This is a genomic window from Amycolatopsis sp. NPDC031561, from assembly GCF_055580625.1.
Window position 1 is genome coordinate 84,571 of the sequence record NZ_JBVILA010000007.1, and the last position, 10,977, is coordinate 95,547.

General features: G+C 70.5%; 10 protein-coding genes. 6 read left to right on the forward strand and 4 right to left on the reverse strand.

The genetic code is table 11. The features are described from left to right. Positions 1-62: 62 nt before the first annotated feature. The 4 genes from ACZ5IK_RS17280 (at position 63) to ACZ5IK_RS17295 (ending at position 4,137) form a co-directional block, all read left to right on the forward strand. A complete protein-coding gene (locus tag ACZ5IK_RS17280; RefSeq protein WP_465488578.1) occupies positions 63-704 on the forward strand; it encodes a TetR/AcrR family transcriptional regulator in 642 nt (213 codons plus the stop codon). Between the two features lie 53 nt (positions 705-757). After that, positions 758-1,678 carry an SMP-30/gluconolactonase/LRE family protein gene (locus ACZ5IK_RS17285; protein WP_465488579.1) on the forward strand — a complete coding sequence of 307 codons (921 nt, stop codon included), beginning with the start codon at positions 758-760 and terminating at the stop codon, positions 1,676-1,678. 434 nt (positions 1,679-2,112) lie between these two features. After that, positions 2,113-2,727 (forward strand): DUF2238 domain-containing protein, encoded by a 615-nt coding sequence (locus ACZ5IK_RS17290; RefSeq protein WP_465488580.1) that lies wholly within the window; start codon positions 2,113-2,115, stop codon positions 2,725-2,727. A 27-nt stretch (positions 2,728-2,754) separates the two neighbouring features. After that, positions 2,755-4,137 (forward strand): serine/threonine-protein kinase, encoded by a 1,383-nt coding sequence (locus ACZ5IK_RS17295; protein WP_465488581.1) that lies wholly within the window; start codon positions 2,755-2,757, stop codon positions 4,135-4,137. Position 4,138: 1 nt separating this feature from the next. Here the strand turns inward: ACZ5IK_RS17295 and ACZ5IK_RS17300 are convergent, their stop codons facing one another. Next, positions 4,139-5,365 (reverse strand): hypothetical protein, encoded by a 1,227-nt coding sequence (locus tag ACZ5IK_RS17300; protein ID WP_465488582.1) that lies wholly within the window; start codon positions 5,363-5,365, stop codon positions 4,139-4,141. Beyond that, positions 5,365-6,390, reverse strand: a complete 1,026-nt coding sequence (locus ACZ5IK_RS17305) for a hypothetical protein (RefSeq protein ID WP_465488583.1) — start codon at positions 6,388-6,390, stop codon at positions 5,365-5,367. The genes ACZ5IK_RS17300 and ACZ5IK_RS17305 overlap by 1 nt, the downstream gene beginning before the upstream one ends. Positions 6,391-6,460: 70 nt before the next feature. On the opposite strand from ACZ5IK_RS17305, the gene ACZ5IK_RS17310 reads away from it, so the two are divergent. Continuing rightward, a complete protein-coding gene (locus ACZ5IK_RS17310; protein ID WP_465488584.1) occupies positions 6,461-7,579 on the forward strand; it encodes a BTAD domain-containing putative transcriptional regulator in 1,119 nt (372 codons plus the stop codon). 140 nt (positions 7,580-7,719) lie between these two features. Continuing rightward, on the forward strand, positions 7,720-10,161 hold the full coding sequence (locus tag ACZ5IK_RS17315; RefSeq protein WP_465488585.1) for an ATP-binding protein: 2,442 nt from the start codon (positions 7,720-7,722) through the stop codon (positions 10,159-10,161). Positions 10,162-10,171: 10 nt separating this feature from the next. Here ACZ5IK_RS17315 and ACZ5IK_RS17320 read toward each other — a convergent pair whose 3' ends face one another. Continuing rightward, complete coding sequence (locus ACZ5IK_RS17320) at positions 10,172-10,420, reverse strand: hypothetical protein (protein WP_465488586.1); 249 nt, start codon at positions 10,418-10,420, stop codon at positions 10,172-10,174. Positions 10,421-10,486: 66 nt separating this feature from the next. After that, positions 10,487-10,912, reverse strand: a complete 426-nt coding sequence (locus ACZ5IK_RS17325; protein WP_465488587.1) for a hypothetical protein — start codon at positions 10,910-10,912, stop codon at positions 10,487-10,489. Between the last annotated feature and the right edge of the window lie 65 nt (positions 10,913-10,977).

The window sequence follows — 10,977 nt, forward strand, 5'->3', positions numbered from 1 at the left end:
TTAATACAAACGTATCAATTAAGAGTGAGACGTTAGTATCGGTTCGACCGAAGGGGAAGTCAATGACCGGTAGTCGCGGCAAACAGCAGGCACGGAGCCGGGAGCGCCGGGAACTGCTGCTCCGGGCCGCGATGCGGCTGATCTGCGACAGCGGCGTCAAGGCGGTCACCCATCGCGCGGTCTCCGCCAGCGCCGGGCTGCCGCAGGCCGCGGCGGGCTACTACTTCGCGACCAGCGAGGAACTCATCGCCGAGGCCCTGCGGTTCCACATCCACGAGCGGATCGAGGTCGTGCGCGAACTGCTCACCGACGTCCTGCGTGACGCGGAGTCCGTGCTGGAAGTCGGCGAACGGCTCACCCAGGCACTGGTGGCGGGTAAGTTCGGCGTGACCGTCGCCCAGTACGAGCTGTACATGGAAGCCGCCAGGAACCCGGCCATGCGGGCCGTGGTCGACGAGGCGATGGGTGCTTTCGAAGCGTCCGCCGCCCCCCTGCTCGCCTCCCTCGGCATCGCCGATTCCCGGCGCGCGGCCAAGGCCTTCATGGCCCTGCTGGACGGCCTGGCACTGCACCGGCTGGCCAGCCCACAGCCGGTCGAAGAGGACGTCGAGCTCACGAAACGCTCGCTGCAAGGCCTCTTTCTCGCCTTCGCCATGGACGCCGACGACCTGCGACGGCAGACCAGCGTCCCGCTCGCCGATTGACACGCTCCCCATAATTGATACACCTGTACTAGTTCAGTGATGGGGAGGCCTCTATGACCGGACGCGTTCGCGGTGTCATCGCCACGACGATCGTGATGGCGGCGGCCTTCACCGCCCCGGCCGCGACAGCGGCGGCCGCACCGGGCTGCGCGCCGTGGCAGGTGCGCACCGTCGCGACCGGACTCGGCCTCCCGCTGGAAAACCTCGCCTTCGACGGACGAGGCGGGCTGCTCGTCTCGAAGACCCTGTTCGCGGGCAACGGATCCGTCGAACGCGTGACCCCGGACGGCGCGGTGAGCACCCTGCTGCCGGTGTCCGGTCCGGGCGCGCTCACGGTGCGCGGCAACGAGTTGTACGTCAACACCGGGCACAAGACGCTCGACGGGACACTCGGCCTGAAGACCGGCACCATCGACATCTTCGACCTCGACACCGGGTCGCGGCGGACCTGGGCCACCGGCCTCACGATGCCCGACGGCGGCACGGTGCTGCCGAACGGCGACGCCGTGATCAGCACCCTGATCGGCCCGAAGCGCGGACTCTGGCTGGTACGCAAGGAGAATCCGTCGGCGCCGGAACGGTACGGACCCGAGCTGCTCGGTCCCAACGGGATGGTCGTCGGCAACGACGGGCGCACCCTGTACGTGGCCAACACCGGCGGCCCGGACTTCCAGATCGCCGCGATCGACCTCGCGAACCCGTCCGCGCCCGCGAAGAAGATCCGGCTTCAGGCGCCGTGGCCGCTGAACATCATCGACGACCTGGCCCTCGGCACCGACGGCCGGCTCTACACCGCGGGCGAGCACGGCATCGTGTACCGCGTCGACCCGGACTCCGGCGCGACCTGCGCGATCGCCACGGGCGTCCACCTCGGCTCGTCCGTGCGATTCGGGGCGGGACCGGGCTGGGACCCGGAAAGCCTGTACAGCACCGGATTCGACGGCACTGTACGGCGACTGGTCCCACCGGCCTGAACCCGGACACCGACTGTGTCGATTTTGGAATGTCAGACCACACACCCCCGCGTGACCGGTCCGGGAACGCGAGGGGTGTGTGGACCCGTGCGCGCCAGCCATGTCGAGTGGCCAGCGGGCGGATCGTGAGTGGCGAGTCGCGTGGTCTCTCAGCGATCCCTGTTCCCAATGTCGCATTTGAGTCGCTGAGCGACTCAAATGCGACATTGGGAACAGGGATCAGGAACAGCGCCGTGGGTCTCGTGAGTGGTAAGGACGGTTAGGGCGGATCGGTGTTTGCTTACCCATTGGAGCCCGGTTTTGTCTCGGTTTTCCCTGAGGCTCGTGCCGGTGACGTGTGTGAGTGGGGAGGATTCCGGACGTTGAACGTCCGGAATCCTCCCCACGAGGCTGACGAACCGGCGGCAGGGCTCACCCCGCTGTAGGGTTTTCCCATGGTGCGCGGAGTCGGCCGGACCGAAGGGATCCTGCTGGCCGGCGTGGTGCTCGCCGTCCTGGTGGCGACCGGGGTCCAGGCCAGGTCGCCCGGCACCTGGCTGCTGGAAGTCGTCTGGGTGCTGATCGGGCTGCCGCTGGTTCTGGCACTGCGCAAACGCTTCCCCCTGACCCGGTTGCTCTGCTGGCTGCTGGTGCTGCACGCGATCGTGCTGTGTTACGGCGGGCAGTACACCTACGCGGAAACGCCCGCCGGGGAATGGGCCCAGCAACTGCTGGGCACCCAGCGGAACAACTACGACCGGTTCGCCCACGTCATTCAAGGGTTCGTTCCCGCGATCGCCGTCCGCGAAGTGCTCCTGCGCCGGACGCCGCTGCGGCCTGGCGGCTGGGTCGCCTTCCTGACGGTGTGCGTCTGCCTGGCGATCGCCGCCGGTTTCGAGTTCGTGGAATGGTTCAGCGCGCTCATCGCCGGGTCCGGCGCGGACGATTTCCTCGCCACCCAAGGAGATGTCTGGGACACGCAGTGGGACATGTTCCTCTGCCTGTGCGGCGCGGTGCTGTCCCTGCTGGTCTGGCGCCGGGTGCACGATCGGCACCTCGCCGCGGGTTAGAGTGGCTCGCGTGACTGGGGGAACCTTATGACGCCGCGGGTCGGTGAAGACTTCGGCGGATTCCGGATCGACGGGATCATCGGCCGCGGCGGGATGGGCGTGGTCTATCGCGCGTGGCAGCATCGCATGCGGCGGCCGGTGGCGTTGAAGGTCCTGCCTCCCCACTACGCCGAGGACCCGGTCTATCGCGAGCGTTTCGGCCGCGAGGCGGCGGCGCTGGCCCGGCTCGACTCGCCGCACGTCGTGGCGATCTACGACCACGGCGAGGTGGACGGCTGCCTGTACCTGGCGATGCAGTTGGTCGACGGGCCCGATCTGGCCAAGGTGCTCGAAGCCGGACCGATGAACCCGGACCGGGCGCTGGCGGTGGTGGACCAGGTGGTCTCCGCGCTCGGCGACGCGCACGCCATCGGCGTCGTGCACCGTGACGTCAAATCCGGCAACGTCCTGCTGCGGCCCCGAGCCGCGCACCACGATGAGGACTTCGCCTATCTGTGCGACTTCGGCATCGCGCGGTCCGCCGAAATCGACCAAGGCGCCGAGACCAGCGGGGTGATCGGCACCGTCGGTTACATGGCGCCCGAACGCCTTCGCGGCGAGCCCGCCACCGCCGCTTCGGACGTCTACGCGGTGGGTTGCCTGCTGTGGGTGGCCTTGACCGGCGAACTCCCCTATCGCGGCGGTCAGGCCGAGGTGATCGTCGCGCACGACAGGGCGCCGATCCCCCAGCTCACGGTTGACGATCCGCGCACCGTGACGGTCAACGATCTGCTGAAGTCGTTGCTGGCCAAGAATCCTCGTGACCGCCCGACCGTGCGCGAGGTACGCGACCGCATCCGCGCGATCCGCGCCGACGCACCGGCGGCGGCCGTCGCCGTCGAGCCGTCCCGCCGCCCTCGGACCGGTTTGGTCGCGGGCCTGGTAGCCGGTGCCGCGCTGGTGGTCGCGATCGTCCTCGCGGCGATCTTCCTGGTGCCGTCGGGAGTGCCCGCCGCCGACCGCGTCAGCCGCAGCACCCCCACCGGGCTCACGTGCGCGCCGGTGCAGGCGGCCGACGAGGGTGTCCGTGCGCAGGTCGTCTGCCCGACCGGCGGCGAGACCGGCGAGCTCCGGATCGCCGCGCTGGACGACGCCGACGCGGCCACCGCCTACCTGCGCACCGGCGCGGGAACGGATCCGGCCGGGCTCACCGCCGGAAAATGTCCCGGCGACCTGCCCGCCAAGCAGTCCTGGTCGCGTGACGGGCACCAAGGCACGCTCGTGTGCACGGTGCTCGGCACGACCACCCGGTACGCCTGGACCGACGACGAGCACGCGACCGTCTCGGTGCTCGACGGCCGGGTCGGCACGCCCTACCCCGCCGATCTGCGTGCCGTCGAGGACTTCTTCGCGGCGCTCCGCTTCGGCTGAGTCACCGCGAGCCGCGCTGCCAGCGCTCCAGCAGCGCCTCCGGAGAAGAACCCGGTGCGCCGAAGTAATAGCCGTAGGCCAGTTTCGCGTCGTCGTCGAAATAGAGGGCCGGGCTGCGGTCGTCCGCCGTGACGAACCGGATGAACTGACCGATGACCGGGCCGCCGAGCCGGTTCCAGGTACTCACCTCGAGGGTGCCGGGCACCACCCCGCCGTTGGCCGAGTTCTCCGCGCGCAGGTCGATCAGCGCCTGGTGATCGGACGCGGTGCTGAACACCAGCATCGCGCCGTCGGCCAGCGGGCACTTGACCGTCTCGGCCGTGCCGGTGGTGGCGGGCACCGCCTTGCAGTCCGCCGACCGCTCGTTGAGGACGTGCGCCTGCGCGAGCTCCCACAGCTTTCCGGAGGAGAACGCGGCCCCGGGGACCTCGGGACGTTTCAGCACTCCGAACTGGCGCGCGTCGTAGAACTCCGCCAAGGCCGGGAGCCCCGTCTTGCGCGCGGTCAACGTCGCGCTGACCGCGCGAGGGCTGTCGACGTCCCAGTAGATCGTCGATTCACCGGAGGCCAGTTCCCGCATCGCGAACGCCGCGCCCGAGCCGGCGCTGCTCGCCGAGCGCAGCGCGCCGGCGGCGTCCGCGAGTTTCCGTGACTCGGTGAGCCTGCCCGGCACGTCGTAGGTGACCAGGGTGAGCGCGTACAACCCGGCGTCGCAGCCGACTCTCTCCGTCTCGCCGGGCTTCGCGGGCTGCTGCGCGCAGCGGACCGCGCCGTCGAGCAACCGGGCACCGAGTGCCCGGTACCGGCCGGCGACCTGGTCGAGCGCGTACCGGTCCGGCGGCGGTGCCGCGGTCTCCTCCTTGCCCCGCGAGAAGAGCACCACTCCGGCCGCGATCGCGGCCACCAGCAGGACCGCCCCGCCGACGAGCCACCACCTTCGCCCGCGCGAAGGCATCTGCCGGGTCGGGCCGTTCTGACGGCCTTCCCAGGTGAGGCGGTTCTCCGCGAGCGTCGGGTTCAGCGGCGGCCCCGTCGGTTCGGGATCGTGAGGCAGAGCCGCTTCCAACGTCCCCGAAGCTTCCAGCGCGGCTACGAGAGCGTCGATTTCGGCTGGGCTGAAGGCGTTTCCGGACTGCGCCAGCGCGGAGCGGAGCGCCACCGGATCGGTCAGCGCGTGGCGTCCGAAGCGGCGTGCGACTTCGGCGAGCCGGGGATCACGGTCGTCCATCACGCGTCCGGGTCCGCCCAGAACTTGCGGAGCACCTGCTGATCGTCGGTGCCCGCCTGCATGTAGACGGCGACCCCGGTGGAGTCCTCGTCGAAGTAGAGCCGGGCGTAGCCGTTTTCCGGCTCCAGGAAACGGATCCGCGTGCCGTCGCCGGTTCGCGGGGTGCCGACCGGGATACCGGCGCGGATTCCCGGCCGCCCCGGCACGTGCTCCCAGCGCAGCGTCCGGATCGAACCGGGCCGGGCGCCGTCGTTGTCGGTCTGCAGCACCTTGCGCAGCGAGGTGAGCTGCTTCGGGAAGAACAGCACGCGGAAGCTGGCGATGATCCCGGAGCCCAGGTCGCAGTTGACGGTTTCGCGGACACTCACGATGGATTCGGCTCGTTTGCAGCGGACGTCGGGGCGGTCGAGGTACGGCTTCGCTGCGGCGAGCAAATCGGGATCCTCGAAGGCGGCGATCGCTTCCTCGGGAACCGGCGCCGGGGACGGTTCCGCCTGCGGCGCCGACCCCAGCGGTCCCGCGGAGGGCGCGGACGAAGACGGCTGGGTGGACGGTGGCGCGTCCGCGGCGCGCGGCTCGTCGCCACCGCTGAGCGCGAACGTCACTCCTGTCGCGGCGAGCGCGGCCACCACGACGACGGCACCCGCGATCACGGCGATCCGCTTGCCGCGCTTCGGCTTCTCCCCGGACAGCACGGTGGTCAACGCGGTGGTCGGCTCGTCGGCCGCGGTGTCCCTGGGGAGATAGCCGAGTGCCGCGCCGAGTTGCCCGCACGCCCATTCCGCACCGGCGCCACAAGCGGCCGTCGCCGCCTGGAGGGCTTCGGCCGGGCTGCCACCGCCTTCGAGGACGGCGCGCATCCGTTCGGCCGCGCCCGCGCCGGCCGCCGCGGCGAGCGCGCTGATCTCGGCGTCGGGAGGCGGGTCGGGAAGACTGCGCAGAGCACCGGTGAGCACGATCGGATCGGACAGCGCGTCGCGCCCGTGCCGGTCCACCACGTCCTCGAGTGCGGTCAATGTGGTCATGACGGTCAGTTAAGCCCATCCCGCTTCAAGCTCGCTTCAAGCAACCGGAGGAACCTGGGATGATCGCCCCGTGACGGTGGAGGTGCGGTTGCTGGGGCCGGTGGAGCTGGCCGTCGACGGCGTGCCCGTCACCCCAGGTGGCGTGCGGCCTCGCGCGGTGCTCGCCGTGCTGGCCGCCTCCGGCGGGGCGCCGGTGAACGCGGCCAAACTGGCGGAGGCGATCTACTCCGACACCGGCAGGCCCGCGTCCCGCGGCACCGTCCAGGTCCACGTGCACAACCTGAGGCAAACCCTCGGCCCGCACGGGGAATCGCTGCAGCACGGGACGGCGGGCTACCGGCTTCTCGGCGTCCGCGCCGACATCCGCGAGGCGGAGGACCGGATAGGCCGGGCGAGGGCCGCCGAACGGGCACGCGACACCGGGGGCGCCGCGGCCGGCTACCGGCGGGCCCTCGAACTGTGGCGGGGCCCGTTCTGCGCCGACCTGCCCGACCACACCGCTCTCGACCCCGCGCGCGCTCTCTACGCGGAAATGCGCTGGGAGGCGTTGGAGGCACGGATCGCCGCGGACCTGCGCGCGGGCGACGTCCCCGGACTGGTGCGCGAACTGGAGGAACTGGTCGAGAACCATCCGCTGCGGGAACGGTTCTGGGGCCAGCTCATGGTCGCGCTCTACCGGGAAGGACGCCAGACGGAGGCGCTGGAACGTTTCCGGCAGGCACGGCGGGTGCTGGCCGAGGAAGCGGGCGTCGATCCGGGACCCGCGTTGCGGGAACTGGAACGGGCGGTCCTCGCCCACGCCGGAACGGCGACCCTGCTGCGGGTCGCCGCCCCCGGCGCCGCCGGATCCGGGCAACCGGCCTTGACCTGGGTCGACGGCGCCGGGCGGGCACGACTGCGTGAACTGCCCGCGCCGGGACGCCTGGTCATCGGACGGGACGCGGGTGCCGACGTGGCGCTGCGCCACGACGGGGCCGTATCGCGCGAGCACGCCGAGATCACCGTCGGCGCGGGCGGGACCGTCCTCAAGGATCTCGGTTCCCGCAACGGAACCTTCCACAACGGCGAGCGGATCGCCGGCCCCGTCCCGCTCGCCCCCGGCGACCTCGTGCGCTGCGGTGACACGGTCCTGGCGGTGACGAACGGCGGCGCGCCGGTCAGCGCGGTGGACGGGACGACCCGCTCGTGAAGGGCGGCTCAGTGCTTCGGCCAACCGCTCTTCACCCCTCCGAAACTTGATCGTCCAAAGGGGTTAACGCACCTTTTCGAGCGTCCGGGATCACTGCGGGCCGTCCTTGAGCGGACACCGTCCGCATGGATAATTCCGGCATGACGAACGCGGCCTTGGGCAACGGTTCCACCACCTTCAAGGCACTCCTGCACCACTACCGCGTTCGTGCCGGACTCACCCAGGAGGAGCTCGCGGAAGGCTCCGGCGTCAGCGTCCGGGCGATCAGCGACATGGAGCGCGGCGTCGCCAAAAGCCCCCAACGTCGCACGATAGAAGCTCTCGCGGCCCCGTTGGCCCTGACCGACGACGAGCTGACCCACCTGCAGAAGGTCGCGAAGCAGGGCCGGGCCCGGGCGGCGGTGCCGGCGCCCGACGTGGCACCCGCTCCGCTCTACGGTCCTCCCTCGGCCGGTGTGCTGCCGCCCGACCTCGACGATCTGACCGGACGCGAGCACGATCTCGGTGCCCTGCGCGCGCTCGCCGGCGAGCTGGACGGCGGCAAACGGCGATCCGGGCACGTGGCGGTGCTGAGCGGGCCTCCCGGCACCGGCAAGACGAGCCTCGCGGTGCGGACGGCCAACGACCTCGCCGGGCATTTCCCCGACGGCCTGCTCTTCCTGAAGCTGCGCGGGATGTCGTCCGAGCCGGGCGAACCGGCGGACGTCCTGCATCTGGCGCTGCGGTCACTGGGCGTCGACGCGGTCCAGATCCCGGCCGAGCTCGACCACCGGGTGAGCCTGTGCCGCGCGTTACTGAAGGAACGCGCCGCCCTGATCGTCCTCGACGACGCGGCCGACGAAGCGCAGGTCCGTCCGCTGCTGGTCGGCGGGCGGCGCTGTCTCACGCTGATCACCAGCCGCCAGATGCTCGTCGGCCTCGAAGGGACCAGCCGGATCCCGCTCGCCGTACTGGAGCGAGAAGACGCCGTCGCGCTACTGACCAGCATCATCGGGCAGGCACGGGTGGCGCGGGAAAGCGCGGCGGCGATCGAACTGGTCGAACTGTGCGGACGACTGCCGCTCGCACTCCGCATCGCGGGCAACCGGCTCGCGAGCCGGCCGGTGTGGCCGCTTTCCCGGCTCGTCGACCAGCTGCGGGACCGGGGCAGGCGGCTGACCACGCTCACCGCGGGCGACCTCGACGTCCGCAGCGTGTTCGAACTGTCCTACCGCCAGCTCACCCCGACCGCGGCCAAGGTCTTCCGCCGGGTCTCCCTCGTCCCTGCCGCCGACTTCTCGGTGGGTGCGGCGAAGGAACTCGTCGACGCGCCGGACGAGGACGAGGCGGCGATCTTCCTGGAGGAGCTGGCCGACGCCAGTCTGCTGCAGACGTCGTTCCACGACGGCCGATACCAGTTCCACGACCTCCTCAGGGTCTTCGCGACGGAACGGCTCACCCGGGAAGAGTCCCCCGAAGCGGTGCAGGAGGCCGAGGACCGGCTCAACCGCTGGCTGGTGCGGACGGCGACGGCCGCGGGCCGCTACTTCCAGCCGTCCGACGAGATGAACGCGCCCGCGGTGTCGACCTCGTCGTTCGACGGCCACGCCGGCGCGGGCCGCTGGCTCGAGGTCGAAACGAAGAACTGGTCCGCCGCCCTGAGGAGCGTCGCCGCGCGCGGTGAACACCGGCAGGTTCTCGAACTGGCCGAGTCCATGCACTGGTACTCGGAGATCGGCGGCAACGCCGCCACCTGGCACGAGGTGTTCGGCCTCGCCCTGAAATCGGCGCTCGCGATCGGCAGCAAACGCGACGAAGCCGTGCAGCGCAACTATCTGGCCTGGGTGCTGTCCACCCTCATGGGGCACACGAACGACGCTGTCCGGATGGCCCAGCTCGCGTGGGAAGCCGCGGTGGACGCGGGCGACCTGCGTGAACAGGGCTGGGCGCGGGTCTATCTGGCGAACGCACGGCTTCAAGGCGGCAGTCCGCCGGAGTCGCGGGGGCCGTTCGACGAAGCGATCACGTTGTTCGCCGAGGCCGATTACCCGCTCGGGCTGCACGTGGCGCGGTCGATGCGGGCCACGTACCGGCACGCGAGCGGGGACTTCGACGAAGCGGCCACGGAATTCGACCTCTGTGTCCGCTACTTCAGGCAGCCTCAAGAAAGCCCCCGCACGCCCGTCGACGACACCAATTACTCGTATCTTTTGTTGCGCTCGGCGAAGAACCTGGCCGCGCTCAACGCTTTCGGCACGGCGCTCGGCCAATGCGAAGAAGCACTCGAGCTGTTCCGCAGCCACGGCGCGATCATGGGCAAGGCACGCGCGCTCCAGGCCAGCGGCAGGCTTCTGCACCGGCAGGGAGAGCACGCGACCGCGCGCGACAGGCTGACCGAGGCCCTTTCGCTGTTCGAGCGCGTCGGGCAACCACAGTCCCAAGTGGACACTCTGTGCGATCTGACGGCCCTCTCCGAGGAAGTGGGCGACCCGGCGTCCGCCCGCGACTCGCGGGCACACGCACTGTCCCTTTGCGACAGTCTGGGCCGCTCCGAAGCCGCCAAACTGCGCGAAAGGCTCGCCGGGCATCCCAACGCGTCGTGACCGCGCCCGGTCAGGCCGACGAACGGGTCAGTTCCTCCCAGGTGATGTTCCCGAGCAGCACGTCCTGGATGGTGTAACGGGGCGCGGGTTCGAATTCGGCGATGGTGGTCCACTCCGGACGACCGGCGGCCGCGGCGATCCGGACGCCGAGCTCACTCGCGTCCATGCCGCGGATTTCGTCACGGGACACGTAAACGGCCACCATGTCCTCGTCCGCGCTGGCGGGGCGACCGGTGAGACCGTGGATTCGTAGCGACACGTCGACTCCTCTGGTTGAGCGGTTCTGAAGAACGACCGGCAGAAGGACCGGAAGGAAGATCGGGGCTCAGCCCTGGCTCCACACCGGACGGCGCCCGGGCGACGGCGGTTCGAGCACGAACCCGGCGGCACGCCGCACGACCTCCGGCGGCACCCGGTCCGCCCCCCTCCCCCGCGCCCGGATCCGGCTCAGCAACCCCGGATCGGGTGCCAGGCCGTGGTGCTCCAGGTAGTAGGTGACGGTGTCGGTCCAGATCCATTCGCCGTCGGTCAGGAAGTTCGCCGGCACGACCGCCGTCCGGGCCGGGTCGACGACGTCGTCCATCACCATCGGCGTGGCCAGGACCGGGGTACCGGCCACCAGGTACTCGACCAGGGCGCGGCGTTCGTCCTCGTCGTCGACACGCGGGTGGCCGGGCGCGAAGGCGGGGCCGGACTCGGGATCGACCAGGTCGAACACCCTGGCCAGGGTGAACTCCTCCGTTGTGGTCACCGGCTTCTCCTACCGTGGGTGCGAACTCGACCTCATCAGCACACCGGATCGGGGCGCCGGGCACC